This window comes from Halovulum dunhuangense (genome assembly GCF_013093415.1).
Classification (GTDB): Bacteria; Pseudomonadota; Alphaproteobacteria; order Rhodobacterales; family Rhodobacteraceae; genus Halovulum; species Halovulum dunhuangense.
Genome location: NZ_JABFBC010000002.1, coordinates 514496 through 540326 on the forward strand (window position 1 = coordinate 514496; position 25831 = coordinate 540326).

The 25831-nt window shown below is 67.7% G+C and carries 29 protein-coding genes; 16 read left to right on the forward strand and 13 right to left on the reverse strand.

Annotation, left to right across the window (positions count from 1 at the left end):
• Nucleotides 1–30: 30 nt before the first annotated feature.
• The 3 genes from HMH01_RS13150 to HMH01_RS13160 are packed head-to-tail and all read right to left on the reverse strand — an operon-like array spanning nucleotide 31 to nucleotide 2932.
• A complete protein-coding gene (locus tag HMH01_RS13150) occupies nucleotides 31–996 on the reverse strand; it encodes a response regulator (RefSeq protein ID WP_171326227.1) in 966 nt (321 codons plus the stop codon).
• Nucleotides 993–2327, reverse strand: coding sequence for a sensor histidine kinase (locus tag HMH01_RS13155; RefSeq protein ID WP_171326228.1), 1335 nt, complete (start codon nucleotides 2325–2327; stop codon nucleotides 993–995). The genes HMH01_RS13150 and HMH01_RS13155 overlap by 4 nt, the downstream gene beginning before the upstream one ends.
• Nucleotides 2324–2932, reverse strand: a complete 609-nt coding sequence (locus HMH01_RS13160; RefSeq protein ID WP_246237404.1) for a putative pterin-binding protein — start codon at nucleotides 2930–2932, stop codon at nucleotides 2324–2326. Before HMH01_RS13160 ends, HMH01_RS13155 begins: the two co-directional genes overlap by 4 nt.
• Between HMH01_RS13160 and HMH01_RS13165 the strand changes: the two genes are divergently transcribed.
• The 9 genes from HMH01_RS13165 (at nucleotide 2931) to HMH01_RS13205 (ending at nucleotide 9421) form a co-directional block, all read left to right on the forward strand.
• Nucleotides 2931–3413 (forward strand): hypothetical protein, encoded by a 483-nt coding sequence (locus HMH01_RS13165; RefSeq protein WP_171326229.1) that lies wholly within the window; start codon nucleotides 2931–2933, stop codon nucleotides 3411–3413. The genes HMH01_RS13160 and HMH01_RS13165 overlap by 2 nt on opposite strands.
• 1 nt (nucleotide 3414) lies before the next feature.
• The gene (locus tag HMH01_RS13170) at nucleotides 3415–3765 is read left to right on the forward strand and encodes a hypothetical protein (RefSeq protein WP_171326230.1); all 351 of its coding nucleotides are present in this window, start codon (nucleotides 3415–3417) and stop codon (nucleotides 3763–3765) included.
• On the forward strand, nucleotides 3765–5174 hold the full coding sequence (locus HMH01_RS13175; RefSeq protein WP_171326231.1) for a VWA domain-containing protein: 1410 nt from the start codon (nucleotides 3765–3767) through the stop codon (nucleotides 5172–5174). The genes HMH01_RS13170 and HMH01_RS13175 overlap by 1 nt, the downstream gene beginning before the upstream one ends.
• Nucleotides 5171–5746 carry a hypothetical protein gene (locus HMH01_RS13180; RefSeq protein WP_171326232.1) on the forward strand — a complete coding sequence of 192 codons (576 nt, stop codon included), beginning with the start codon at nucleotides 5171–5173 and terminating at the stop codon, nucleotides 5744–5746. The genes HMH01_RS13175 and HMH01_RS13180 overlap by 4 nt, the downstream gene beginning before the upstream one ends.
• Nucleotides 5743–6216 carry a hypothetical protein gene (locus HMH01_RS13185; protein ID WP_171326233.1) on the forward strand — a complete coding sequence of 158 codons (474 nt, stop codon included), beginning with the start codon at nucleotides 5743–5745 and terminating at the stop codon, nucleotides 6214–6216. The genes HMH01_RS13180 and HMH01_RS13185 overlap by 4 nt, the downstream gene beginning before the upstream one ends.
• Entirely contained in the window at nucleotides 6213–6740 is a 528-nt protein-coding gene (locus HMH01_RS13190) for a hypothetical protein (RefSeq protein WP_171326234.1), read from the forward strand. Before HMH01_RS13185 ends, HMH01_RS13190 begins: the two co-directional genes overlap by 4 nt.
• Nucleotides 6737–7231 (forward strand): hypothetical protein, encoded by a 495-nt coding sequence (locus HMH01_RS13195; protein WP_171326235.1) that lies wholly within the window; start codon nucleotides 6737–6739, stop codon nucleotides 7229–7231. The genes HMH01_RS13190 and HMH01_RS13195 overlap by 4 nt, the downstream gene beginning before the upstream one ends.
• A gap of 34 nt (nucleotides 7232–7265) precedes the next feature.
• A complete protein-coding gene (locus HMH01_RS13200) occupies nucleotides 7266–7778 on the forward strand; it encodes a hypothetical protein (RefSeq protein WP_171326236.1) in 513 nt (170 codons plus the stop codon).
• 515 nt (nucleotides 7779–8293) lie between these two features.
• Nucleotides 8294–9421, forward strand: coding sequence for a THUMP domain-containing class I SAM-dependent RNA methyltransferase (locus HMH01_RS13205; protein ID WP_171326237.1), 1128 nt, complete (start codon nucleotides 8294–8296; stop codon nucleotides 9419–9421).
• A 57-nt stretch (nucleotides 9422–9478) separates the two neighbouring features.
• Here HMH01_RS13205 and HMH01_RS13210 read toward each other — a convergent pair whose 3' ends face one another.
• The 5 genes from HMH01_RS13210 to HMH01_RS13230 all read right to left on the reverse strand — a co-directional run bounded on the left by HMH01_RS13210 (nucleotide 9479) and on the right by HMH01_RS13230 (nucleotide 14492).
• Nucleotides 9479–9991 carry a CarD family transcriptional regulator gene (locus HMH01_RS13210; RefSeq protein ID WP_171326238.1) on the reverse strand — a complete coding sequence of 171 codons (513 nt, stop codon included), beginning with the start codon at nucleotides 9989–9991 and terminating at the stop codon, nucleotides 9479–9481.
• 317 nt (nucleotides 9992–10308) lie between these two features.
• Complete coding sequence (gene fdxA / locus HMH01_RS13215) at nucleotides 10309–10647, reverse strand: ferredoxin FdxA (protein ID WP_171326239.1); 339 nt, start codon at nucleotides 10645–10647, stop codon at nucleotides 10309–10311.
• 57 nt (nucleotides 10648–10704) lie between these two features.
• Complete coding sequence (locus HMH01_RS13220; protein WP_171326240.1) at nucleotides 10705–11082, reverse strand: S4 domain-containing protein; 378 nt, start codon at nucleotides 11080–11082, stop codon at nucleotides 10705–10707.
• Complete coding sequence (locus HMH01_RS13225) at nucleotides 11079–13913, reverse strand: helicase-related protein (protein WP_171326241.1); 2835 nt, start codon at nucleotides 13911–13913, stop codon at nucleotides 11079–11081. The genes HMH01_RS13220 and HMH01_RS13225 overlap by 4 nt, the downstream gene beginning before the upstream one ends.
• 12 nt (nucleotides 13914–13925) lie before the next feature.
• The gene (locus tag HMH01_RS13230) at nucleotides 13926–14492 is read right to left on the reverse strand and encodes a tetratricopeptide repeat protein (protein WP_171326242.1); all 567 of its coding nucleotides are present in this window, start codon (nucleotides 14490–14492) and stop codon (nucleotides 13926–13928) included.
• 87 nt (nucleotides 14493–14579) lie between these two features.
• Here HMH01_RS13230 and HMH01_RS13235 point away from each other — a divergent pair, with 87 nt between their 5' ends.
• Complete coding sequence (locus HMH01_RS13235; RefSeq protein WP_171326243.1) at nucleotides 14580–14870, forward strand: SCP2 sterol-binding domain-containing protein; 291 nt, start codon at nucleotides 14580–14582, stop codon at nucleotides 14868–14870.
• A 6-nt stretch (nucleotides 14871–14876) separates the two neighbouring features.
• On the opposite strand, the gene hisN is transcribed toward HMH01_RS13235, so the two are convergent.
• The 3 genes from hisN to typA all read right to left on the reverse strand — a co-directional run bounded on the left by hisN (nucleotide 14877) and on the right by typA (nucleotide 18115).
• Nucleotides 14877–15710 (reverse strand): histidinol-phosphatase, encoded by an 834-nt coding sequence (gene hisN / locus HMH01_RS13240; protein WP_171326244.1) that lies wholly within the window; start codon nucleotides 15708–15710, stop codon nucleotides 14877–14879.
• 19 nt (nucleotides 15711–15729) lie between these two features.
• Nucleotides 15730–16104: a helix-turn-helix domain-containing protein gene (locus tag HMH01_RS13245; RefSeq protein ID WP_171326245.1), complete on the reverse strand. Its 375-nt coding sequence runs from the start codon at nucleotides 16102–16104 to the stop codon at nucleotides 15730–15732.
• Between the two features lie 193 nt (nucleotides 16105–16297).
• Nucleotides 16298–18115 (reverse strand): translational GTPase TypA, encoded by a 1818-nt coding sequence (gene typA, locus HMH01_RS13250; protein ID WP_171326246.1) that lies wholly within the window; start codon nucleotides 18113–18115, stop codon nucleotides 16298–16300.
• A gap of 120 nt (nucleotides 18116–18235) precedes the next feature.
• On the opposite strand from typA, the gene HMH01_RS13255 reads away from it, so the two are divergent.
• On the forward strand, nucleotides 18236–19219 hold the full coding sequence (locus HMH01_RS13255) for an NADPH:quinone oxidoreductase family protein (RefSeq protein WP_171326247.1): 984 nt from the start codon (nucleotides 18236–18238) through the stop codon (nucleotides 19217–19219).
• 79 nt (nucleotides 19220–19298) lie between these two features.
• A complete protein-coding gene (locus HMH01_RS13260; protein WP_171326248.1) occupies nucleotides 19299–19673 on the forward strand; it encodes a rhodanese-like domain-containing protein in 375 nt (124 codons plus the stop codon).
• Between the two features lie 36 nt (nucleotides 19674–19709).
• Here HMH01_RS13260 and HMH01_RS13265 read toward each other — a convergent pair whose 3' ends face one another.
• Nucleotides 19710–20585, reverse strand: a complete 876-nt coding sequence (locus tag HMH01_RS13265; RefSeq protein ID WP_171326249.1) for a LysR family transcriptional regulator — start codon at nucleotides 20583–20585, stop codon at nucleotides 19710–19712.
• 122 nt (nucleotides 20586–20707) lie between these two features.
• Between HMH01_RS13265 and HMH01_RS13270 the strand changes: the two genes are divergently transcribed.
• A complete protein-coding gene (locus HMH01_RS13270; protein WP_171326250.1) occupies nucleotides 20708–20926 on the forward strand; it encodes a hypothetical protein in 219 nt (72 codons plus the stop codon).
• 54 nt (nucleotides 20927–20980) lie between these two features.
• Here HMH01_RS13270 and HMH01_RS13275 read toward each other — a convergent pair whose 3' ends face one another.
• Entirely contained in the window at nucleotides 20981–21679 is a 699-nt protein-coding gene (locus HMH01_RS13275; RefSeq protein ID WP_171326251.1) for an arylesterase, read from the reverse strand.
• Between HMH01_RS13275 and HMH01_RS13280 the strand changes: the two genes are divergently transcribed.
• The 3 genes from HMH01_RS13280 to HMH01_RS13290 all read left to right on the forward strand — a co-directional run bounded on the left by HMH01_RS13280 (nucleotide 21678) and on the right by HMH01_RS13290 (nucleotide 25785).
• Nucleotides 21678–22367, forward strand: coding sequence for an ABC transporter ATP-binding protein (locus HMH01_RS13280; RefSeq protein WP_171326252.1), 690 nt, complete (start codon nucleotides 21678–21680; stop codon nucleotides 22365–22367). The genes HMH01_RS13275 and HMH01_RS13280 overlap by 2 nt on opposite strands.
• Nucleotides 22364–24919, forward strand: coding sequence for an ABC transporter permease (locus tag HMH01_RS13285; protein ID WP_171326253.1), 2556 nt, complete (start codon nucleotides 22364–22366; stop codon nucleotides 24917–24919). The genes HMH01_RS13280 and HMH01_RS13285 overlap by 4 nt, the downstream gene beginning before the upstream one ends.
• A gap of 125 nt (nucleotides 24920–25044) precedes the next feature.
• Nucleotides 25045–25785, forward strand: coding sequence for a Bax inhibitor-1/YccA family protein (locus tag HMH01_RS13290; protein ID WP_171326254.1), 741 nt, complete (start codon nucleotides 25045–25047; stop codon nucleotides 25783–25785).
• Nucleotides 25786–25831: the final 46 nt, after the last annotated feature.

The window sequence follows — 25831 nt, forward strand, 5'->3', positions numbered from 1 at the left end:
AATTCCCCCTGGGCGCGGGCAGACGGCACCTCATGGCCGAGCGCCCGAAATCGGCATCGAGAGAAACAGCGCCACAAGGTCGGCCTGCCGGTGCGTTCCGGTCTTCTCGAAGATGTTGCGCAGGTGAAACGCGATGGTCGTGGGCGACAGACCAAGGCGGGAAGCGATCTGGTTGCGGCGCAGCCCTTCGGCGACAAGGCGCGCGACATCGGCCTCGGTCGGGGTCAGGTCGAAAAGCTGGCGCAAGGTTCTGGGGTCGAGGGGACGCTGCCTCTCGGGATCGCTGAGCATCAGCATGGCGGCCGCGCCGCCCGGCGCGGAACCAGACCGCAGGGACCGGCCCAGCACCATCAGGCGACGCGCCCCGGAATAGACCGAGAAGGCGCCGCCGCTTTCGTTTCCGGCGACAAGCGCGCCGACAAGTTCGGCCAGCTTTCGCCCCTGTTCGCCCTTTGCGGTGACGCGGGTGCCGATGTCGATACCGGCCGCCCTGGCGCGTTCCTGTGCCGATCCGTTGGCGTATTGCACGTCGCCCTTGCCATCGAGAAGGACAACACCGACCGACAGCCGGTCCAGCGCAGCAATCCCCGAGCGCAGGTTCGCGGCAGAGCGCGCCCGACGCGCCCTGTCCAGGCAGTTCGAGACGATGGCGCGCAGCAGATCGTAGTCTATCGGCTTGGTCAGGTAGTCATCGGCCCCGGCCCGTCGGCCGGCGATCATCTGCTCACGCGCCGAAAGCGCCGTGAGGAAAACGAAGGGAATGTCGTCCAGATCGGGGCGGGCCGCGCGCAGATGCGCCAGCAGGGCATGGCCATCCATCTCGGGCATGACGATGTCGCTGAGGATCAGATCGGGCCGCTTGCCATCCAGCAGGTCGAGCGCATCGACTGCCGTCGCGGCCGCGATGACGGCGTAACCGGCCTCTCGCAGATCGACGGCGATATCCTCGCGAAGCGACGGTTCGTCCTCGACACACAGGATCAACGGCGCGTTCATGCAGCTTCCCCGCAGGGAAGCGTCAGACGCGCGACCAGCCCGCCCCCGTCGCGCGGCATCAGCGTCACGTCGCCGCCCTGAAGTCTTGCCAGGTGCCGTGCCAGCGGCAGGCCCAGTCCGGACCCCGGCAGGGTGCGGTGATCCTCGCCACGGCTGAAATTGTCGAAGGCCCGCGCCATCTGGTCCGGGGTCATCCCCGGGCCCCGATCGCAGATGTCGCACAGCGCATCATTGCCGGCGAGCATCGGCCGGACCTCGATCTCCTTGCTGTCGGGCGCGTAAAGCAGGGCGTTGGTCAGCAGGTTCGACAGGATCTCGGCCGTCAGGACCGGATCGCAGGTTGCCGTTGCCGGCCGGTTGCCCGGCCGGAACCGGAACCGCCCCACACCGTCGGCGGAGGATGTCACCAGCAGATCATCGATCGCCGACTCGGCGATGCGGCCCAGATCGTGGCGGCCAAGCTCGGGCATGATGGCGTCGCGGTCCACGCGTGCCATCAGAAGGGCGGTATCGGTCAGCCGGACAAGCCGTGCCACCGCCTCCCGCGTTGCGCGGGCCTTGTCGATGACGATATCGGCGGGCGGCGGCGTGCCGGGTCGGGTGAGCCGGCGCATCGCGCTATCGATGACCGCCAGCGGGGTGCGGACCTGGTGCGCGATCAGGTCGGCGAACCGGCGATAGCCCTCGGAGGTGGACCGCTCGAGCATCAGGTCGCGTTCAAGCCGCGCGGCGCGAAGCCGGTCCAGCTCTGCCCGTGCAAGCCGCCGCTCGCGATCGACCAGCGCGAACGCCAGCCCCGAGCCCGCAACGAGTGCGCCAACGATCGCCGCAAGGGCCAGAAGGTGAAGTTGGCGCAGGTCATCGAGCCGCTCGGCCTGAACCTGCCACTCGCGCGCCATGACCCGGCTCGCCTTGGTCCGCAAGGCCGTGGAGAGTGCCGTGACATGGGCCTGAAGCGCCGCCCGATCGCCGCCCTCGGCAGGATCGAGCGCAAGCAATCCGTCGCGCCAGCCCATCAGGCCCTCGGCGAGCCCTGCCTCCTGCAGGAACTGCCATTGTGGCCCATCGCGCAGCAGGTTCATCCGCGAGACCAGCAGATCGAAGCGGCGCCGGACCTCGTTTTCATCGGCATCCCGGGCAAGCGTGGCGGCGAGGTTCAGCGCCTCGATCTGGGTCTGGCCGAAGATCCAGGTCATGTTCTCGGTCGCGGCGATCTGCATCTGCCGCTCTACCCGCACGATGTTCGTGGCCGCCACCACGAGCAGCCCGAGGCAGCCCGCGATCAGCACGACCAGCCCGCCATGCCGGACCAGCTGCGCGCGCGGCGTCATTGCACATGAAGCGCGACGAGTTGCCAGACCCATCGCATGTCGTAACGGATGTCGGCGAGAACGCCGTGATCGTCGCGCGGATAGACTATCCAGACCGGCCCCTTGTCGCGCGGCGTCAGCGCAGTACCGTCCATGTAAAGCGCGGCCAGCACGTCGAACGCATGAAAATCGCTGATCGGAATGTCGATGACATAGTCGTTGAGCGCCCGGGCGACCACGGTCTCGCCGCTGGCCCCCGCGTGCTCGAGGATGTCGCGCATCAGCACGCCCCGGAACAGCGGCCGCCCATCGGTGACTGTCGTCGAGGTGCTGAGCTCGCGCCATTCCATCGCGTCCAGATCCTCGCGGGATATCTCGACCCGGCCCCCTTCCACCGCGCCGGTCAGCGTCAGCAGCGGCTCGTCGGCCAGGGCCGGCGATGCGGCAGGGACAAGGAAAACCGTCAGCAGGCCGAACAGAAATGGCAGCAAGGGTTTCATTTCAAAACGCCCGATCAAATCCTGTGCACCAAAACTAACAAATAAGAATCGTCCGGTCCCCCTCCAAACGAACGGGGTCTTGATGCGGGCGGCGATGTATTCTCGATCCTGAAGGATGGAGGACATGCCCGTGACAGCTGCGCCGCGCTTTTCTACCGCCTTGCTTGCCTCGGCGTTCGTGCTGGGGACGGCTGTCCTGGCGCAGGATCCGGGTGGCCTGGTGACCGGCAGTTTCGGCGACCAGCCGCTGGAGCTGCCCGTTTCTGCCGACCTGTCCGCCGCCACGATGATCGGCGACTATGCGGATGCGTCGCTGGCGGCCGCGCTGACGGAAGGCGACCAGGGGCCGCTTTTCCTGACGATGACGCTGAGTGGCGAGTTGCCCGACCCGGGCGAGGTGATGCTGGAACTCGCCTTCGCGCGGGACATGGGGCGCAACTGGCAGGGCGATCAGAACAGCCTGACGCTTGAGCTTGGCGGCTTCGCACCCTCGGACGGCATGGTGCACCTGTTCGGGACCATCACGGGCGAGGTCACGGGCGGCCCCGCCTCGGAAACCCGCGCGGTGACGTTCAGCTTCGACGCGTATCTGGAACAGGTGGAGTGACATGCGGAAACTCTTTCTGGCAATGATCCTTTTGTCAGGCCCCGCCGGCGCCGCGCCCGCCGATGGCGTCTATGACGGCTTCGACTGCAAGGCGCCGGTCAGCGACCAGCGTGTGACGCTGCGGGGCGACCGGATTTCCTACTACGAGACAAGCTGCCGCCTGACCGATCCGGTCAGCGTCGCGGGCTGGGGCGATGCCACCCTGTTCTGGGCCGAATGTCGCGGCGAGGGGCAGGAATGGCGCGAACGCACGCTGGTGATGACACGCATGGGGGGCGACCTGATCGTGGTCGGCGACGGCTGGGCCGAACGCTATGCCCCCTGCCCGGACCGCAAACCGGAGTCCGAGTGATGCGTTTCCCTCTTGCCGCAACGCTTCTGCTGGCCGCGCTGCCGGTCCATGCAGAGCCCGTCACCGTGATCGTCTTCGATGCGTCGGGATCCATGTGGAACCGGCTCGAAGGCGATCGCAGCCGTATCGAGGTCGCGCGCGAGGTGATGGGCAATTATTTCATCAGCCGCGACCCGCAGACGCCATTGGCGGTCGTGGCCTATGGACACAACCGCCGCGGTGACTGCGGCGATATAGAGGTGGTCACGCCGATGGGGCGCCACCCCGGCGCGGGACAGGCGAACAGGCTGGTCGGGCTGAACCCCCAGGGCATGACGCCATTGACCGATGCCCTGCGCGTGGCGCGCGACCAGATTCCCGCCACCGCCGAGTCGGCAGATATCGTCTTGATCACCGACGGGCTGGAAAACTGCGGGGGCGACCCCTGCGCCCTGGCCGGGACGCTTGCCGCCGAGGGCATCGAGCTGCGCGCACATGTGGTCGGTTTCGGGATGAGGCCGGGCGAAGTCGATGCCTTGGCTTGCTTGCCGGATCTGACCGGCGGGAAGCTGCTGGAGGCCTCGACCCAGGTGGAACTGGCCGGCGCGCTTCAGCAGATCGCATCCACGCCGCCGCCTGCAATCCTGCGGGGGATTTCGCTGGTCGCTGTCGCCGCGGAAACCGGCGTGCCACTGGGCGCCGCCGACTGGCGGGTCACGGACGGGACCGGGCTTCTCGACCTGCGGGGCGAACGGATCGACCCGTTCCGTATCGATCTGGCGGATGGACAGTACACCGTGGCCGCATCGGCCCCCGGATTTGCCGGCCAGATGACGCTGAACGTCGAACCGGGCATGGCCACGACCGTCGACGTGCCGCTCACCGAGCTTCGCCCGGAAGCGACGCTCGAGGCGCCCGACGAAGCCCCGGCCGGCAGCGCGCTCGAGATCGGCTGGACCGGACCCGATGCCGAGGGGGACCGCATCACGCTGGTGCGGTCCGGCGCCGCGTTGGGCGACCCGCTGGCCGTGACCCTGACCCGGCGCGGAATGCCCGCAACGCTGCGGCTGCCGGACGAGACCGGCACCTTCGAGTTGCGATACGAGCAATACGAACCCCGGCGCGTTCTCGCCACCCGCCAGATTTCGCTGGTCGCGATCGAGGCCGGCATCATGCCGCCGGGCGTGGTGCCACCCGGAGAGCGTTTCGAGGCCGCATGGACCGGCCCCGCCGGTCCGAAGGACGAGATCGTATTGGCCGAGCCCGGCTCGCCCGACACCGCGCGGATCACCGCGACGCAGACGCGTTGGGGATCACCGGCAAAACTGAAGGCCCCCGAAGCGGCCGGGGTCTACGAATTGCGGTACCGCGTCGGGGCCTCGGGCCGGATCCTCGCCCGCAGTCCGCTGGAAGTCGGAAGCGACAAATGATCCGTGCGCTTCGTCTTCGTGTCTACGTCCCGACCGCGATGGCGGCGGCTTCGGCAACAGCCGACGCCCCCCCGAATACAGCCAGCGCGCATGACCCGCACCGCAAGGGCAATTTCGGCCCGTGCAAGATCGATCCGCGCCACGCGGGGGATCGGACCGGAACGAAGATCGGTAACGCCCCTTTCGCGCGCGCGCCCCGGAACCTGCGGAAGGGAAATCCGACGATCATCCATGACCGCAGCCGAAACCAGCTGGGTCCTCGCGCTGGCCCGGGTGCCAGAAACGAACTGGCACCGCTGCGGGGCGGCGCAAATCCGCTTCGGTCCGATTGCATGCGCGGCAGGCGGATGGACCCGCGCTTGCCGGGCAACGTTCCAGAGCCGTTCCAACGGCTGTTCCTGCGGGATTGCCGGATTACCCTCGCGCCGCAGTCCGGATGGCAGTCCGGCACGGGCGCGCGGCGGCCTGACGGAATGATCGGCCTTTGCCCGGGGGCCCGGGCCATGGGCATCGGGCGCATTTCGGCCGGGGGCGTCCGCAAGCGGATCACCGGCAGCGAGGTGCGCCCATGAAAATCATGCTGCCATTGGCCTTCACGATCATCGGCTGGCCCGCGCTCGCGCTTGAAGCGATCGGCACCGTTACCGCCACCCTGGACGGCACCGAATTCCGATGGGAGATCCTGCGCACCGACGACGGCGCGGCGATGGTGCAGGTCAATGCGATCGGCCCGATGACGATGATCGACCTGCACGCCATGGGCGACGGCGATTTCTCTGTCGGGCTGATCTTCCATGGGGCGCCTGGGGCCGATGCGCCGCCCGCAGGCGTCACCATCGATCTGCGCCCGGACGGTGCTGCCGGTGCGCTCTGGAAGAGCGCGGGCGCGGCGGCGGCCCCGGAGTTTCGGATCGACAGGCTCGACCTGGACGGGGCGGGCCGCATGGAGGCCGGTTTCACCGCGCTCCTCTGCCGCGACGATGCGCCGACAGAGTGCCGGACCGTCGAGGGCCGCATCGACACCGAGTTGGGGGCGCCATGACCTTTGCAGAGCTGATGGCGGACCCCCTGCGGGTGGTCCAGAACACGGAAACGACGCTGGTCATCGAGAACCGGCCGGTTCGACGGGCGGCAATCGCGGTTGGTGCGATCCTGACCGCCATCGCCATGGGACTTGCCGCGATCGCGGATGGTGCGATCGGAACCGGGGTCATGGTGCTGGCGGTGGTGGCGGTGATCGGCTGGCTCATCCTCGGCGAAATCGTGCACCTCACGCAGATCTGGCTCGATCGGGGGGCGGACGTGGTTCGCTGGCGGACCACGACATTGCGCGGCCGGACCGAGGAAAGCCTGCCGCTGTCGGATCTGTCGATGGCCCAGGTGAGAACGCGCTACGGCCCCACCGCCGGTACGGATCGCGCGCACCTGACGCTCGTCCATTCAGCCCGCGAGGATCGGCGCGAAACGCAGATCGCCATGGGTCGCGCCGATGCCGAAGAGATCGCGCGCATGGCGGCCGTCATCAACGCGTGGCTGTCACGCCCGGCATCCGGGGACCCGGCATGAGCACCAGGACCAACACCCCGGATCTTCTGGAGATCGAGCTTGCGATACCCCGGTTCATCCTTGCTCTCGTCATGCTGCCTGTCATCCCGATCACGCTGATCGGCCTTCTCAACCTTTTCTCGGGCGAGTTCGTGACCGCGCTGGTGCTTCTGGCGGGTTTCAACGGCGCCTTCTTTCTTGGTTACACGGCGATTTCCGAGCGCACGAACCTGTCCCTCGATCGAACGGCGGGGGTGGTCCGGATCGGCCGCGAGTCGCGATTTGGTTCGCGGTTGGACGAATATCCGCTCGACGCGCTCGACAGTGCAGAGCTCGACCGCAGCCACAGTTCGGACAAGGGCCAATCCACGTCAAAGGTCTTTCTCGTGTTTCGCAACACCCGCCCGGCGACCCGGATTCCGGTGTCGGGCTGGGGGGTGTCCGGATCCGGCCCCGGCATGATCGCGGATGAAATCAACGACTGGTTGCGGCAGGTCGCGCCACCATCGTGATCACGCCCGAACCTATCATCGGAACAGGACCATCATGCCAAAGAACATCCTCCTGCCATGCACCTTCCTGATTGCCAGCAGCCTCGCCGCAACCGGCCACGCAGAGGGTTCGGGGGCGCTGACCCTCAACCTTGCAGATGATGAATATGTCTTGCCCCTATGGTCAGAACAAAGCGATTGGAGCGGCGGCGAGAGCTGGCCATCCATCAACATCCATGCCCGCGCCCCAAGCGAAGGCGGTGGCGATCCGCTGGTGGTCAGCCTGAGCTTCGAAGCCTCTCGCTGGGAGCCCGCTGTCCCGGAACTGGACCTGACGCGCTACAAGGACGGCGCGGTGGTGCTCAAGCTATTTGCCCGAGAGGAAGCGGATCATGGCGCCCTGTCGGTCACCCTCGAGGGCCACGAGGTCGACGGGTCGATGCTCAGCCTTGCCGGCCGCTTCGAGGGGACCATGGGCACCTCGGACAATTTCGGGCGCGATATCGACCTGTCGGACGCGGTCCCGGTGAAGGGCACCTTCGAGGTCACGCTGGAAAACCTGGACTGAACGGGGAACCGACAGGATTGAGGACGGCCATGATGGAAGGCGGCATGACCTGACACCTGCGGTTCATCCAGTGACCCGCGCCTGACGCCGCGCGCGCCCGACATCGTCGACGTCACGCTCGACGGAGAACAGGGATCGGGTGCGCCGCCGGCGCGAATGGGAAGCCATTTCAAGAAGATCCGGAAATGCAACGCGCATCAAGGAAGGCGCGGATCCGCAGTCTGTACCGTTTGGCGCCGAAGCCACTTTTCACTTGCAGGGCTACGGGAATTCCGCGCGGCATCTGCACACACGGCCGCCACCTGTCCATTTTCCATTCCCGATCCCTTGCCATCCCCGCGCGCAGCAGCGGTCCATGCGTGCCAGACAACGCTTCGTTTCCAGTCAGGTCCTGCGCATTGCATCCGTGTCGACGGGCCCGCTTGCGGTCGTCGTATCCAGTTCCCCCATGGCGGTCAGGCCAGTCCGCGCGAAAGGCATTAGCCCTCGCCTGGGCGGTCGGCTATGGAGTGCGGATGAGCACGGATCAGACATTCGAGATTTTCCTCGTGGCCACGCCGGGACTTGAGCCGACGTTGCGGGCAGAGGCGGTGGAGGCGGGATTCGCGGACCCGGTCGCGGTGGCCGGCGGTGTCACGGTGCGGGGGGGCTGGACCGAAGTCTGGCGCGCGAACCTGCGCTTGCGGGGCGCGAGCCGGGTGCTGGTGCGGATCGGCGGCTTTCGCGCCATGCATCTTGCGCAACTCGACAAGCGGGCGCGCAGGTTTCCGTGGGGCGAGTACCTGCGTCGCGACATTCCGGTGCGGGTAGAGGTCACAAGCCGTGCGTCGCGCATCTATCACGCAGGCGCCGCCGCGCAGCGGATCGAGACGGCCCTTCGCGAGGAGCTGGGCGTGCCGGTGGTGGCCGAGGCCGCCGAGGCGGGCGTTCGGCTGAAGGTGCGGATCGAGGATGATTTCTGCACCTTCTCGCTCGACACCTCGGGCGAGCCGCTGCACCGCCGCGGCCACAAGGAAGCGGTCGGCAAGGCGCCCATGCGCGAGACGCTGGCTGCCCTGTTCCTGCGCGAATGCGGCTACACGGGCGGCGAGCCGGTGATCGATCCGATGTGTGGCTCGGGCACCTTCGTGATCGAGGCGGCGGAAATCGCGCTGGGGCTGGCGCCGGGCCGGTCGCGCAGCTTCGCCTTCGAGCAGTTCGCGGGCTTCGACGCCGCCGGCTGGGAGGCGATGCGCAAGACAGCGGCCACGCCGCGGGCCGTGGATCTGCGCTTCCGGGGCTTCGACCGGGATACGGGCGCAGTGCGGATGGCCGCGGGAAACGCCGCCCGCGCAGGCGTGGAGGATGTCACCGAGTTCGCCCACCAGGCGGTCAGCGACCTCCAACGCCCCGAGGGGCCGCCGGGGCTGGTCATGGTGAACCCGCCCTATGGCGACCGGATCGGGCAGCGGCACATGCTGCACGCGGTCTATGGCGCGCTGGGCAGGACACTTCTGGAGCGGTTCTCGGGCTGGCGCGTGGGCCTGGTCACGACCGAGCCGTCGCTTGCGCGATCGACCGGGCTGCCCTTTGGCCAGCCGGGGCCGCATGTGCCGCATGGCGGACTGAAGATCCGGCTTTTCAGGACAGGGCCCCTGCCCTGAGCGCATGAAAAAGGCCCGCCTCGGGGCGGGCCTTGAAGTCTGCGGCAGATGCGCGGATCAGGCGGCGCGCTCGTCCAGCAACTCGCCAACGCGCTCCTGCGCCTTGAACTCGTCGATACCGCTGACGGCAGCCACCTCGCGGGTCAGCCGCTCGAGCGCGGCTTCGTACAGCTGCCGCTCGGAATAGGACTGCTCGCGCTGGTCGTCGTTGCGGTGCAGGTCGCGCACCACCTCGGCAATCGAGATAAGGTCGCCCGAGTTGATCTTCTGCTCGTATTCCTGTGCCCGGCGCGACCACATCGCGCGCTTGACCCGCGCCCGGCCCTTGAGCGTTTCCATCGCCTTGCCGACGATGTCCGGCGTGGACAGGGACCGCATGCCGACCGATGTCGCCTTGTTCGTCGGAACCCGCAGCGTCATCTTGTCCTTTTCGAAGGTGATGACGAACATCTCCATCTTGATCCCGGCAATCTCCTGCTCGTCGATCGAGACGATGCGACCGACGCCGTGGGCCGGATAGACCACGAAATCGTTGGGACGGAAGTCGGCATTCTTCTTGCTTTTGGTCATGCGCACTCTCGCTTACTGACGGCGGAACGGTCGCGGGGCTGCCCGTCACGCGACAAAAACGCCTCGAACCGCGTCAGCGGCCCCGGGCCTGAATGTCACAATGATGGGCCGGCGCATCCCTCTGTTCTGCTGTGGGATGCCTCCCGTCCGGCCAAGATATGACAATCATATAGCAGATATGGGGGCGATTTTAAAGATTGCACACTGAAATAGGCACATCTCGCGTGGTGATTCCCGATGGAATCCCGGCGGATTCTTCGCCTCTCCGGCCAAAAGCGGTGCGCGTGGCGGCCTGACCTAGTCCAGGCCGAATCGGGTCAACCGCCCTGACCCGGTTTGTCGGAGAAGTATTTTTCCAGCTTGCCGGTCTCGCCATCATACTTCTCGGCCTCGGGCATGGGGTCGAGCTTCGTCACGATCACGGGCCAGGCTTCGGAATACTTGCGGTTGAAATCGACCCATACCTCCATGTCCGGCTCGGTATCGGGCCGGATCGCGTCGGCGGGGCACTCGGGTTCGCAAACGCCGCAATCGATGCACTCGTCGGGATGAATGACCAGCATGTTCTCGCCCTCGTAGAAGCAGTCCACGGGGCAGACCTCGACACAATCGGTGTATTTGCAATTGATGCAGTTGTCGGTCACGACATAGGTCACGGCGCGGGCATCCTTCTAGCGGTCATGGGCTGTATCTGCCTTCGTGGTCCCGCGAGTTCAAGGGGCAAACCGCTTGAACCCGTCAAGCGCGCGGCGGTCCTTCTTCTCGGGGCGCCCAGAACGGTCGGCACCCGGCGCGGGCGGCTCGGGGTCGGGGGGCGGCGGGCTGCGATCCTCGTAAAGCGCCTGTGCCTCGCTGGCGGGGCCGCGGCGGGTACCGAACTCGCGCACGATAACGACCCGCACCCGTCCGCCCTGCGCGAATGTCAGCCCGTCGCCCAGGCGCAGGGTGGTCGCCGGTTTCGAGACCCGCGCACCGTTGACCCGGATCCCGCCGTCGGACACGACCTTTGCGGCAAGGCTGCGCGTCTTGAAGAAGCGCGCCTGCCAGAGCCACTTGTCCAGCCGGATCCCGGCGGCGGGCGTTTCGCTCACATCTTGCCCTTGAGTGCGAGAAGCGCGGCGAAGGGGTTGTCGGGATCCACGGGTTTTTCCGCGCGCGGCGGGCGCGCCTGCGCGGTCTTGGGCGCGGCGTCGCGCGGCGGCTTGGGCCCCTTGCCCTTGCCCTTTGGCTTGCCCTGCCGCTCGCCCCGGGGCGGCCGGTTGCCCTGACGGCCCTCGGGCTTGCCACCCTCGCCCCCGGCCCCCTGCTGGCGACGCGCTCTCTGCCGGGGCGCCCAGGTGAAGGTATAGAAGACCTCGATCTCGGGTTCGGCCGGCGGGGTCGCCTCGGCGGTCTCGGCTTCCGGGGCGGGCGCGTCGGCTTCCTGGGCGGGAACTTCCGCCCCCTCTGCCGGAGCATCGGCTTCCGCACCCTCGGCGGGTGTCGCCTCGGGTTCGGCGGTTTCCGCCTGCGCGGGCTCGGTCACCTGAGGTGCAGGCTTGGCTGCGGGCTTCGGGCGCTCGCCGCGGGCGGCGGCGTAACCCATGCCCGCCATCAGGTCGGCAAACTGTTCCAGCGTGAGCCCTGTGATCGACAGCATATCGGCGGTCGCCTCGAAGCCGCCGCGGCTGTCCTGGCCGCGCAGCATGTCGGCCAGGCGCTCCAGCATGTCGATGCGGATGGCGCGCTGCCCGGCCAGCCTGTAGCCGGCGTTGGGATAATAGCCCTCGGGCGCGTCGCTGAGCGCGGGCACCGTCACCAGCCCCGGCGGCGGGGCCGAGGGGAACTCGTCCAGCCCCTTCGACAACGACCAGAGAACCAGCCGCAGCCGCGTCGCCGCGGGCTTCAGCAGCAACGGCAGGAAAACCGTATACTGACCGAATCGGACGCCATGCTTGCGCAGCGCGCCGCGCGCATCCTGATCCAGCGCCTTGACGTCATCGGCCACTTCGGCGCGCGGCAGCACGCCCATCGATTCCACCAGCCGATAGGCGATGCCGCGGGCAAGCCCGGTCAGCGCCTCGTCGTTCCTGAGCGCCATCAGCGGCTCGAACAGGGCGTTGATACGGCGGTCGAGCCAGTGCGACAGGCGGCGGCGGACGCGCTCTGCCACCTCGGCGCCGGCCTCGTCATCGACGAAGACGACGATCTCGGGCGACAGCGGATCGGGGCCCGCCGAAAGCCGCCCCACGGCAGAGTCGCCCCACATCAGCCCGCCCTGTTCGGTCAGATCGAACTCGGTATCGGGGGCGTTGTAGAACTTGTCGGCGCGCAAGCTGAAGGCCGGGGCCAGCGCCTGAAGTGCTGCGGCACGCAGCGTCTTGGCTTCCTCAGCGCCGGCGCTGGGGTCGAGCCGGAAGCGGAACCCTTCGAGGCGGCCCACGAACTGGTCCTCTACATGGACCTCGCCCTTGTCATTCACTTGCGCCACAAGGCTCTCCTTCTGCTTCAACCGCCGCATCAGCACGCTTGTGCGGCGATCGACAAATCTCTGGGTCAACGCGCCGTGAAGCGCATCCGACAGGCGGTCTTCTACCGCACGGGTTTCATTCCGCCAATGGTCTGTATCCTCGACCCAGTCCCTGCGCTGCGCGGCGTAGGTCCAGGTCCGGATGAAGGCGAGACGCTTGCTCAGCGTGTCGATGTCGCCGGCGGTCTTGTCGATCCGCTCGATCTGGCGCGCCAGCCAGTCGGTGGGGATGCGCCCGCCCTCGTGGATGAACTCGTAGATCCGCTGGCACAGGGTGTCATGCTCGGCATGGCTGATCTTGCGGAAGTCGGGGATCTGGCAGACGTCCCACAGCAGCCGCACATCCGGTCCGCCGCGCACCCGGTCGCGCATCGCGGGCAGGGCCCAGAGCGCCTTGAGCGTGCGCAGGTCATCCGCCTCGCGGGCGCGCATCAACTCTTCATGTCCCGGCGACTGTTCGAGGCTGGCGATCAGCCGGTCGGGATTGCCGAAATCGAGCCGGGAACTGCGCCATTGCAGCAGGCGCAGGGGCGTGAAGCGGTTGTTCTCGATCGCATCGACCACCTCCTCGTCCAGTGGGGATGCCTCGCCGGTCACGCCGAAGGTGCCATCGGTGGTGTAGCGCCCGGCACGGCCCGCGATCTGCGCCAGTTCGTTCGGGGCGAGTGGCCGGTGCCGCCGCCCGTCGAATTTGGACGTGCCGGCAAAGGCGACATGGTCGATATCGAGGTTCAGCCCCATGCCGATCGCGTCGGTCGCGACCAGGTGGTCCACATCGCCGTTCTGGTAAAGCTCGACCTGCGCGTTGCGTGTTCGCGGGCTGAGCGCGCCCATGACCACGGCCGCGCCCCCTTTCTGGCGGCGCAGCAGTTCCGCGATGGCATAGACGTTCTCGACCGAGAAGGCGACGATGGCCGAGCGTGGCGGCATCCGGCTGATCTTGCGGCTGCCGGTGTAGCTGAGCTTCGAGAAGCGTTCCCGCGTCATGAAGGTGGCGCCGGGAACAAGGCTCGCGATGCGCGGGCGGATCGTCTCGGCGCCAAGGAACAGCGTCTCGGACAGGCCGCGCGCATTCAGCAGACGGTCGGTGAAGACATGGCCACGGTCGGCATCGGCGCAGAGCTGTATCTCGTCTATGGCGACGAACTCGGCCCCGATATCAAGCGGCATCGCCTCGGTCGTGCAGACCCAGTAGGCGGCGCGCGGCGGGACGATGCGCTCTTCGCCGGTAACGAGGGCGACGACGGACGGGCCGCGCAGCTTGACGATCCGGTCATAAACCTCGCGCGCCAGCAATCGCAGGGGCAGGCCTATCACGCCATTGCGATGGCCGAGCATCCGCTCGATGGCGTAATGCGTCTTGCCCGTGTTGGTCGGGCCGAGAACGGCCACGACCCGCGCAGTGTCGGCCATGCGGAAACTTTCCTAGAGGCTTGCCTCGCCGAGGCGATATTCGAGGCGGGCGATTGCCTCGGCTATATCCGGCTGGTGGGGGTTCAGATCCTGTGCCAGCCGCAGGGCCCGCACCGCTAGTGCGTCGTGGCCCATTTCCTCCAGCAGCGTGCCAAGCCCCATCAGCGCGCCGAAATGCTGCGGGTTCAGCGCGAGCGCGCGTTCGAGGTCACGCATCGCGAGGCCGAATTCCTCCAGCCGGTAGAAGGTGGTGGCCCGGACGTACCAGCCTTCGGCGAAGTCGGGCGCGTGGTCTGTCAGCGCGGTCAGATGGTCGAGCGCGGTCAGATACTCTTCTTCCTCGATCAGCGTTCGGGCGCGAGAAAGCAGGAAGTCGACCGTCTCCGAGCCGGAGCGGGACCAGACGCCGATCAACCGGTTCTCGGTCGCCTGCGCGGTGCGCAACTCGGGATCGGACAGCTCGGCCAGAAGGCGCTCTGCCTCGGCCTCCAGCTCGGCGCGGTCGGACAGGCTTTGCGACAGGCCCGGCCCCGCGGCCAGCAGGACCGCAAGCGAAAGGACGGCAACAGGGTTTTTCATCCGCATCATGCAGACTAGATTAGCACGCGTTCCATCAAATGCGAGGGCCCTCGCGGCCCTGTGCGACCGGCACCGGAAAGGATCACGATGAGCGACATTCTGAAAGCCGCCCACGAGGCTCTCTCGCGCAAGGTGGGGCCGGGGCAGCTCGACTTTTCGGTCAAGGTGATGATCGAGAACGAGGGCGCGATCCGGCTGGACGCGGACGGCGCCACCGTCGATGATTCGGATGCGGATGTGACGCTGATCGCGGACGCCGACACCTTTCGCCAGATCAGCGAGGGCGCGCTCAACCCCACCACCGCCTTCATGTCCGGGCGCATGCGGATCGAGGGGGACATGGGCCTCGCGATGCGGCTGGGGTCGGTGCTGGGCTAAGCCGTATCAGCCGGGCATGCGGGACAGGATTTCCAGCGCCTGGGCGTGAACGCGCGCATCGCCCGCCGCCAGCACGCGCCCGCCGCGATGCGCGGGGCGCCCCTGCCAGTCGGTAACGACGCCCCCCGCCCCCTCGATCACGGCCTGTGGCCCCTGCACGTCATAGGGCTGGAGCCCCGCCTCGATCACCAGGTCGATCTGGCCGGCGGCCAGCAGCGCATAGGCGTAGCAGTCGGCGCCGTAGCGCGTGAGCCGCACGCGCGCGGCGACCGCCGCGAAGCCCGCCCGCTCATCCGGGGTGCCGACCTCGGGAAAGGTGGTGAACAGCGTCGCCGCCGACAGATCGGCGCAGGGCCGGGTTCGGATTTCCACCGGCGCCTCGCCGCGGCGCCGGAACTGCGCCTGGCCGAAGCCGCCGGTGAAGCGCTCGCCGGTATAGGGCTGGTCGATGACCCCAAGCACCGGGCCGTCGCCCGCGTCAACCGCGACCAGCACACCCCAGACGGGCATGCCGGACAGGAAGGACCGTGTGCCGTCGATCGGGTCGATGACCCAGGTCAGGCCGGTGGTACCGGGACGGGCGGCCTCTTCCTCGCCAAGGATGCCATCGTCGGGACGAAGGGCCGCGAGAATGTCGCGCATCGCCCGTTCCGTCTGCCGGTCGGCGATGGTGACGGGGTCGAAGCCGGTTTCGCCGGCCTTGTTCTCGGCCGCCAGTCCAACCCTGCGGAAATGCGGCAGCGCGGCCTTTCCGGCGGCGTCGGCGACGCGATGTGCCACCGCCAGAAGCTCTTCGCGCAGGGCGTGCGGGATCGCTTTTGGCGATGGAACGGAGGTCATGGGTCTTCGGTGTTCCCGATCAGGCAACGTCGCTCAGCACGCGCGCCAGGTCGAACAGCCTGCGGCGCTGCGCTTCGGGAATCGCGTAATAGCTGCGGATAAGCTCCATCGCTTCCTTGTCGGCCATCAGGTCGCGCGGCATCTCGCTGCCGGCGGCCTCGTGCTCGGCCGCCTCGGCGCCAAGCCCCTCGAAGAAAAAGCTGACATCCACGTCCAGAACGCGCGCGATGTCCCAAAGCCGCGAAGCGCTGACGCGGTTCATGCCGGTCTCGTATTTCTGGACCTGCTGGAACTTGATCCCGATCGCATCGCCCAGTTGCTGCTGGGTCATGCCCATGAGCCACCGGCGGTGCCGGATCCGTTGTCCGACATGCGCGTCCACAGGATGTTTCATCTTGTCCCCCAAAGCATGAACCGTCTTTTTCACGGCTTACTGTTTACTCGACGCATTACCTTACGTCAGACGAAAGCTTATCTTACAACCAGGGCGATAGTCCAGCCAACTTAGTACTATCCCTGTCAGCAAGCAGAGACAATATATAAATAACTGAATGTACCCCCCCGGGGGGAGCGGGGGGATGGGGGTATCAGCTTGCCGCCTTGGCGGCCCGCTTGCGCTCGTGGGGGTCGAGGTGGCGTTTGCGCAGGCGCACGTGATTCGGCGTGACCTCCACCAGCTCGTCGATGTCGATATAGGCGATCGCCTCTTCGAGGCTCATGCGCCGCGGGGGCGTGAGCCGAACCGCCTCGTCCGTACCGGAGGCGCGGACGTTGGTCAGCTTCTTGCCTTTCAGGGGGTTCACCTCGAGATCATTGTCGCGGCTGTGCTCGCCCAGGATCATGCCCTGGTAGACCTCTTCACCGGCGCCGATGAAGAAATGGCCGCGATCCTCCAGGTTGAAGATCGCATAGGGTACGGCCGAACCGCTCTCCATCGAGATCAGCACGCCCTGCCGGCGGCCGGGGATCGGACCGCGGTCGGGGGCCCAGCTGTGGAACACCCGGTTCAGGACGCCGGTGCCGCGGGTATCGGTCAGGAATTCGCCATGATAGCCGATCAGCCCGCGCGACGGCACATGCGCCACGATCCGGGTCTTGCCGCCGGTCGCGGTGCGCATCTCGGCCAACTCGCCCTTGCGCTGCGAGAGCTTGTCCACGACCACGCCGGAATAGGCCTCGTCCACGTCGATGGTGACTTCCTCGATCGGCTCGTGGCGGATGCCGTCGATGTGGCGGAACAGCACCTGCGGGCGGGAGATCGACAGCTCGAACCCCTCGCGGCGCATGTTCTCGATCAGGACGCCCATCTGCAACTCGCCGCGGCCCGACACCTCGAAGGCGTCGCCGCCCGGGGTGTCCTTGACCTGGATCGCCACGTTCGATTCCGCCTCGCGCATCAGACGCTCGCGGATCACGCGCGACTGCACCTTGTCGCCGTCCCGGCCGGCAAGCGGGCTGTCGTTGATCGAAAAGGTGACAGAGATGGTGGGCGGGTCGATCGGCTGGGCCGGGATCGCCGCACCGACCGTCAGATCGCAGAGCGTGTCGGCAACGGTTGCCTTGGCCATGCCGGCCAGCGCCACGATGTCGCCCGCCTCGGCCATCTCGATCGGCTGCTGGGACAGGCCGCGGAAGGCCAGGATCTTCGAGACGCGGAAACGCTCGACTTCCTTGCCGTCGCGGCTGAGCGCGCGGATGGTCTGGCCCGGCGTCAGGCGGCCCTGCTCGACCCGGCCGGTCAGGACGCGGCCCAGATAGGGATCGGCCGCCAGGGTGGTTGCCAGCATCGCGAAGGGCTTGTCCCGCTCGGCCAACTGCTTCGGGGCCTTGACGTGGGACAGGATCATCCGGAACAGCGCCGACAGGTCCTGGCGCGGGCCGTCCAGCGTCTCGTCGCACCAGCCGGACCGGCCGGAGGCATAGAGCGCGGGGAAATCCAGCTGCTCCTCGTCCGCGTCAAGGCTGGCGAACAGGTCGAACACCTCGTCCAGCGCGCGGTCGGGTTCCGCGTCGGGCTTGTCCACCTTGTTCAGGACCACGATCGGGCGCAGGCCAAGCGCCAGCGCCTTCGATGTCACGAACTTGGTCTGCGGCATCGGGCCTTCGGCTGCGTCGACCAGCAGCACCACGCCATCGACCATCGAAAGGATTCGCTCGACCTCGCCACCGAAGTCGGCATGGCCGGGGGTGTCCACGATGTTGATGCGCGCGCCCTGCCATTCGACAGAGGTGGCCTTGGCGAGGATGGTGATGCCACGCTCCCGCTCGAGATCGTTCGAGTCCATCGCCCGTTCGGCCACGGCCTGATTTTCGCGGAAAGAGCCAGACTGGCGCAGCATGGCATCCACCAGTGTGGTCTTGCCATGGTCGACATGCGCGATGATCGCGATATTCCGAAGTTCCATCCGGGGACACCCTTGTCAGAAATGGGGGTTGCGCCCAAGCGCATTCCGCCGGACGTTCTGGCGAGGCACATAGTATTGTGCGGTGCGAAAAGCAACTGGCGTGATCGGCCGGAGGAAACCATGCGCGCGATGTGTGTCCACGAAACCGGCAGGGGCATGCGGCTGGAGGATATCCCCGACCCCGCCCCCGGTCCCGGCGAAGTCCTGGTCGCGATCCATGCCTGCGGCGTGAATTTCGCCGATACGCTGATGGTCGAGGGGCGCTACCAGGAAAAGCCGCCCCTGCCCTTTACCCCCGGCATGGAGATCTGCGGCACGATCCGCGCGCTCGGCCCGGGCGTCGCGGGGCCAGCGCCGGGAACGCGGGTCGCGGCTTTCACAGGCTCGGGCGGGTTCGCGCAACTTGCAACGATCCCGGTCGAGCGCTGCGTGCCAGTGCCCCCATCCATGACCGACGCCCAGGCCGCGGGTTTTCTGGTGGCCTATGGCACCAGCCATCTTGCCCTGTCCCACCGCGCCCGCCTGCAACCGGGCGAGACGCTTCTGGTGCTGGGGGCCGCGGGCGGCGTCGGGCTGACGGCGGTGGAACTGGGCGCGCTGATGGGCGCGCGGGTCATCGCCTGCGCGCGGGGTCGGGAAAAGCTGGCGGTCGCGCGCGCGGCGGGCGCGCATCACCTGATCGACAGCGACACCGCCGACCTGCGGGCCGAGGTCAAGGCGCTGGGCGGCGCGGATGTCTGCTATGACCCGGTCGGCGGTGCGCCTTTCGATGCGGCCCTGCGCGCGATGCGGCCCGAGGGGCGGATCCTGCCTGTCGGTTTTGCCAGCGGGGCGGTGCCGCAGATCCCTGCAAACATCCTTCTGGTCAAGAACCTGACGGTGATCGGCTTCTACTGGGGCGCCTATGCCAGCCTGCGCCCGGATCTGATGGCCGAAAGCCTGCGCCAGCTTTTCGCGTGGCATGAGGCGGGGCGGCTGCATCCGCATGTCAGCCATGTCCTGCCGCTGACGCAGGCACAAGAGGCGCTGGACCTGCTGCGCTTGCGCGCCGCGACGGGCAAGGTCGTGGTGCAGATCCGGGACGCATCCGGCAGCACTCTTTGACTGCCGCCGTTTAGGCGATAGGCTTGCGCCCGGTGAACGGGCGGAATTTTCGCGCCCCTGGAAAGCGATGGAGGACAGCATGAAGACCGCAGGAAAATACCTCGAAGAGGCGCACGCCATCGTCGAGCGGATCACGCCCGAGCAGGGCATCGAGCGGCACGGCGCCGGGAACGCCCTGTTCGTCGACGTGCGCGATTCGGCAGCGATCGAGAAGTCGGGAACCATCGCGGGCGCCCTGCGCATTCCGCGCGGCTTTCTCGAATTCGCGGCCTGCGACACCTCTCAGTACTACAACCCGGCGATGAAGCGCGACGCCGAGATCGTGCTGGTCTGCGGCGCGGGCGGCCAGGCTGCCCTGGCCGGCAAGACCCTGAAGGAGATGGGCTACGCCAAGGTCTACAATGTCGGCGGCATCGGCGATTGGGAAAAGGCCGGCGGCCCGATGGAGAAGTGACAGGGTGGCGGGGGTGCTGGACGCATCCCCGCCCGCCTATTGCGCCGCCACGGCCGCGAAACGCGGCTGATAGGCCTCGCGGACGAACTTCGCCACCGCGTCGGCCAGCGGCGCCTCGCCATTGGTGGAGGTGTACATGTTGATGGCCACCACCGGCAATTCCGGCAACGCCCCGCCATGGTCGATTATCTCGAGGTGCGGAACGGCGTTTCCGGCCAGGTTGGCATGGATCGCCAGATCGGCCGACACGACCGCGTCGACCGTGCGCGTGCTGTCAGAGTTCACCACCATGTCCCAGGCGATGCCGGCGTCGTCCAGCAGCCGCTGCACCGTGGGCCGGAAGATGCAGGCCGTCTCGAAGGCCAGCCGCAGCGGGCGCTGCCGCCAGGCGCTGCCAGCGGGCGCGCCGACCCACATGAGCGGCACGGTCTGAAGCGTCTCGCCACCGCGATCCACACCCTGTTCCGTGGTCAGGATCAGATCCAGTTCGCCACGGGCGAACTGTTCCTTCAGCGAGCGGGTGAAGGATGAGATCAGTTCCACCCGAAGCCGCGGATACTCGGCCGCCACCCGCTGGAGCACCCCCGGCACATGCGGATAGACGATGTCGTGGGGCACGCCGATCCGCAGTTCGCCCTCGAAGGCGTCATCGCGCATCAGGCCCCAGACCTCGTCGTTGAGCGACAGCATGCGCCGCCCGTAGCTGAGCAGCTGCTCGCCCTGCGGCGTCAGCGCGACGCCCCGGCCGCGCCGGTTCAGAAGCGGCTGACCAAGGCTTTCCTCTAGCCGTTTCAACTGCATGGACACGGCGGACTGGGTCAGGTTCAGCTGCCCTGCGGCGCGGGTGACGCCGCCGGTTTCGGCAACGGTCACGAAGGCACGCAGCGCGGTCAGGTCGAGGTTGCGGGGCATATCAACACCTGTGAACTGTCACTTATGAATCATTCATTTCACTTATGTATTCCGAAAGCGCATATGGATCAACGTTCGCGATGAGTTGCGGGCTTTCATCAATTTTCTGAATGGAGAACATCATGGAACATGTTGTCACGGCAATGCCCGTGGTCAGCGCGCAGCGGGGCTCATGGCTCAAGCGGCTGCTGGCGGCGGTGATCGCACAGGACGAGGAATTCCGGCAGGGCCGCGCCTTCAACGCGCTGGACGACCACCTGCGCCAGGACGTGGGCCTGCTGCCCCATGCCAACCTGCGCCCTGCATCCTGGGATGCGCCGCTGCCGATGACCTTGCGCTGATGGCGGCGGGCCGAAGCCACCGACGGCGCAAGCCCTGAGCCGGGCGCGGTACCCTCAGTCCCGCGCCCGCTCGACCAGTTCGGCCACGAAGGGGCCGATATCGGCGACCATCGCCGCCACACCTTCGGCATTCGGATGGATCCCGTCCGGTTGCATCAGATCCGCGGCAGCGCCAGGATCGGTCCCCATGCCAAGCCCCTGAAGGAAGAAGGGGTAGTAGACGGCATCGTACCGATCTGCCAGTTCCGGATACATCGCGTCGAAATCGCGCTTGAACTCGGGGCCGTAATTGCCCGGCGCGATCATGCCCGCCAAAAGCACCGGCAGCCCGCGCCCCGTCACCTCGGCCAGGATCGCCTCGAGGTTGGAGCGTGAGTTCGCGGGGTCGATGCCGCGCAGAAGGTCGTTGCCGCCCAGCGCGACGATCACCCCGTCGACATCGTCGGTCAGCGTCCAGCCGATCCGCGACAGCCCGCCCGCGGTCGTGTCGCCCGAGACACCGGCGTTCAGCACCTCGACTCCCTCGTGGCCGTTCGCGGCCAGCCAGTTCGCAAGCTGCGGAACGAAGCCCTCTTCGGGAGGCAGGCCATAGCCCTGGGTCAGGCTGTCGCCAAGCGCGGCGATCGTCACCGTGGCATCCTGCGCCTGCGCGGGAAGCGTCGCCATCGCCGCGACTGCGACGATTGCCAGCTTGTGACGCGCGGCGCGTGCCCCATATCCAAGGCCAGTACCAAGCGAGGAAAGAGATTTCATGACCGAACCCGTGATTTCCCTGAAAGATGCGCGCCTGTCCCTGCCCGGCAATGCCGGGATCGTGGACATCCTGAACGGGATCAGCCTGGATGTGGCCCTGGGCGAGACGCTGGGACTGGTCGGGCCGAGCGGGTCTGGCAAGTCGTCGCTCCTCATGGTCATGGGCGGGCTCGAGCGCGCCACCGGGGGATCGGTCATGGTCCTGGGCCGCGACATGACCGCCCTGGGAGAAGACGACCTGGCCCTGTTTCGCAGGGACAATATGGGCGTGGTGTTCCAGTCTTTCCACCTTATCCCGACGATGACCGCGCTGGAAAACGTGGCGGTGCCGCTGGAACTGGCCGGCGCGCGGGATGCCTTCGACCGCGCTGCGGAAGAGTTGCGCGCCGTGGGGCTGGGCGACCGGGTGGACCATTACCCGAGCCAGCTTTCGGGTGGCGAGCAGCAGCGCGTGGCGCTTGCCCGTGCCGCGGCACCGCGGCCGCGCATCCTGCTGGCGGACGAGCCTACCGGCAACCTGGATGGTGCCACGGGCGATGCGATCATGGACCTGCTGTTCGGGTTGCGCGACCGGCATGGCGCGACGCTGGTGCTGGTGACACATTCGCGTGAGCTGGCCGACCGCTGCGACCGGGTGATCCGGCTGCGCGACGGTCGCCTCGATACGCTGGCGCAGGCCGCGGAATGACCGGGGGCGAGTTCCGGACCGCCGCCCGGATCGCGGCGCGAGAGCTGCGCGGGGGACTGCGCGGCTTTCGCATCTTCCTCGTCTGCCTCGCCCTGGGCGTGGCGGCGATCGCCGCCGTCGGCTCGGTGCGCAGCGCGATAACATCGGGGCTGGAACAGGAAGCATCGGCCCTTCTGGGCGGAGACGCCGAGATGCGCTTCACCTACCGCTTCGCCTCGGACGAGGAACGCGCCTGGATGGACGCGAATGCCGCGCGCGTGTCCGAGATCGTGGATTTCAGGTCGCTTGCCACCGCGGAGGTGGATGGCGAGCGTGTCCGCGGCCTCTCGCAGGTCAAGGGCGTGGACGGGGCCTATCCGCTGTACGGAACCGTCCGGCTGGAGCCCGAGATCCCGCTCTCCGAGGCGCTGGCGGGCCGCGACGGCCTGCCGGGCATGGTGATGGACCCGGTGCTTGTCGCCCGCATGGGGCTGAAGGTCGGGGACGCGGTGCGGCTTGGAACCCGGGACTTCGCCCTGACGGCGGCGCTGACGGCAGAGCCGGACGGCATAACGGCGGGCTTCACGGTCGGGCCGCGGATCATCGTCCTGACCGAGGCGCTGCGCGGAAGCGGCCTGCTGGCCGAAGGCACGCTGTTCGACAGCGCCTACCGGCTGGCCACGGCGCCCGACACCGATATCGCGACGCTGGAGCGCGAGGCGCGGGGCCTGTTCCGCGACACCGGCATGCGTTGGCGCGACAGCCTGAACGGCACGCCGGGCGTATCCCGCTTCGTGGACCGGCTGAGCGCGTTTCTCGTGCTGGTGGGCCTTGCCGGTCTTGCCGTGGGCGGCGTCGGCGTTTCGGCCGCGGTGCGCAGCTATCTCGAGGGCAAGACGGAAACCATCGCCACGCTCAAGACGCTGGGCGCGCGCGGCGACACGATATTCGCGATTTACCTGATGCAGATCGGCGCGTTGGCGCTGGTGGGCGTGGGCATCGGCCTGGCGCTCGGCGCGGCCGTGCCCCTTCTGGTCGCGCCGCTGATCGCGGACCGGCTGCCGCTTCCCGCGGATTTCGGCCTTTACGCGACCCCGCTGCTGGAGGCCGCCTTCTACGGGCTGATGACCGCGCTGGTATTCACGCTCTGGCCCCTGGCACGGGCGCGCGATGTCCGGGCGGCGGGGCTGTTCCGTGAACTCGGCGGCGGCGGCGGCTGGCCTGCGCGGCGCTTTGTCCTGCTGCTTGCCGCGATCGTCGCGCTGTTCGTGGCGACGGTGATCGCCCTGTCGGACGTGCCCAGGCTGGCAAGCTGGTCGGCCGCCGGTATCGTCGCTGCGCTTGGCGTGCTCCTGCTGGCCGCGCGTGGGGCGCGGTCCCTTGCGCGGCGCGCGTCCCATGGCGGCGCGGCGCGCGGCCGGCCGGCGCTACGGCTGGCGCTGGGCGCGGTCGGCGGTCCGGGCGGAGAGACGGCTTCGGTCACGCTGTCGCTGGGTCTTGGCCTGTCGGTGCTGGCTGCCATCGGCCAGGTCGATTACAACCTGCGCAGCGCGATCCAGCAGGATCTGCCCGAAATCGCACCCGCGTATTTCTTCGTCGACATCCAGCCCGACCAGCTGGACGGCTTCATGGCCGCGAACCGTGAGACCGATGGCGTGGGCGAGGTCGAGACCGCGCCGATGCTGCGCGGCGTCATCACCCGCATCAACGACCAGCCGGCGGCTGAGTATGTGCGGGCGCAAACGGGGGACGGCCACTGGGCGCTGCGGGGCGACCGGGGCGTGACCTATGCCGCCACCCCTCCGGCGGGAACGCAGATCGTCGAGGGCGAATGGTGGCCCGAGGACTACGCAGGCCCCCCCGTGATGAGCTTCGCCGAGGAGGAGGCCCGCGAAATGGGGCTGCGGCTGGGCGACCGCGTGACGGTCAACATCCTTGGCCGCGACCTGACGGCAGAACTGACCAGCCTGCGCGTGGTCGAATTCGACGACATGGGGATCAACTTCCTGATGGCGCTGAACCCCGGCGCGCTGGCCGGCGCACCGCACACGCATATCGCGACCGTCTATGCCGAGCCGTCGGCCGAGGCACCGCTACTGCGGCGCGTGGCGGACGCCTACCCCAACATCACCGCGATCGGCGTGCGCGACGCCATCGACCGCGTGGCCGAGGCCCTGGACGGCATTTCCGCCGCCACCCGATACGGCGCGGCGGCGACGCTGCTGACCGGCTTCATGGTGCTGATCGGCGCCGCGGCGGCAGGCGAGCGGCGGCGGGTCTTCGAGGCGGCAGTGCTCAAGACGCTGGGCGCGACCCGGGGTCGCATCCTGCAAAGCTTCGCCCTGCGCGCGGCGATGCTGGGGGCGACTGCCGGCATGGTCGCAATCATCGCCGGTGCGCTGGCCGGTTGGGGCGTCACCACCTTCGTGATGGAGACGGAGTTCCGTTTCGCAGCGCTGCAGGCGGTTGCCATCGTGCTGGGCGGCGCGACGGCCTCGCTTCTGGCCGGGCTGGCCTTCGCGCTCAGGCCGTTGCGCGCGCGGCCGGCACGGGTGCTGAGGGCGCAGGACTGAGCGGGTCACAAACACGCAAGCGGGCCCGGTTTTACTTGAACTGGCATCACCCGTCCCCAATATTACGCCCATGAGGCGGGCCAGGAACGGCCCGCCCACCGGCTGACGCATGGAGGGATATTCATATGGCCGAGTTTTCAACTGTCCGGCGCACGGCTGCTGGGGTCCGCACCGCTCAGATTGACGAGGGCCTGCGCGCGCACATGAACAAGGTCTACGGGCTGATGTCGATCGCGATGGTCGTCACCGGCGCCGTGGCGTGGGGTGTCGGCACGACGCCCGCACTGTTCTCGCTCCTGCGCGATCCCGTGACGCTGTCGCCCAACATCCTGGGCTGGGTGGTGATGTTCGCCCCGTTGATCATGGTCTTTGCCCTTGGCGGCATGATCAACCGCCTGTCCGAGGCGGGCGCCCAGTTCATGTTCTACGCCTTTTCGGCCGTGATGGGCCTGTCGATGAGCTGGATCTTCCAGGCCTTCACCGGCATCTCCATCGCGCAGACCTTCTTCGTGACCGCGATCGCCTTCGCCGGCCTCAGCCTTTACGGCTACACCACCAAGAAGGACATTTCCGGCTGGGGCAGCTTCCTGATCATGGGCGTGATCGGCCTGATCGTCGCCTCGATCGTGAACATCTTCCTTGCCAGCCCGGCGATCCACTTCGCGGTCTCGGTGCTCGGCGTGCTGATCTTCGCCGGCCTGACCGCCTATGATACCCAGCGCATCAAGGTGCAGTACCTTGAAATGGTGGGTGCGGGTGCGCAGGACTGGCTGGGCAAGGCCGCCATCATGGGCGCGCTGAGCCTGTACCTCGACTTCATCAACATGTTCATGTTCCTGCTCCAGTTCCTCGGCAACCGCGAGTAACACCGAGCGGCGTCTCAAGACCGAAGGGCCGGCCCAGCGCCGGCCC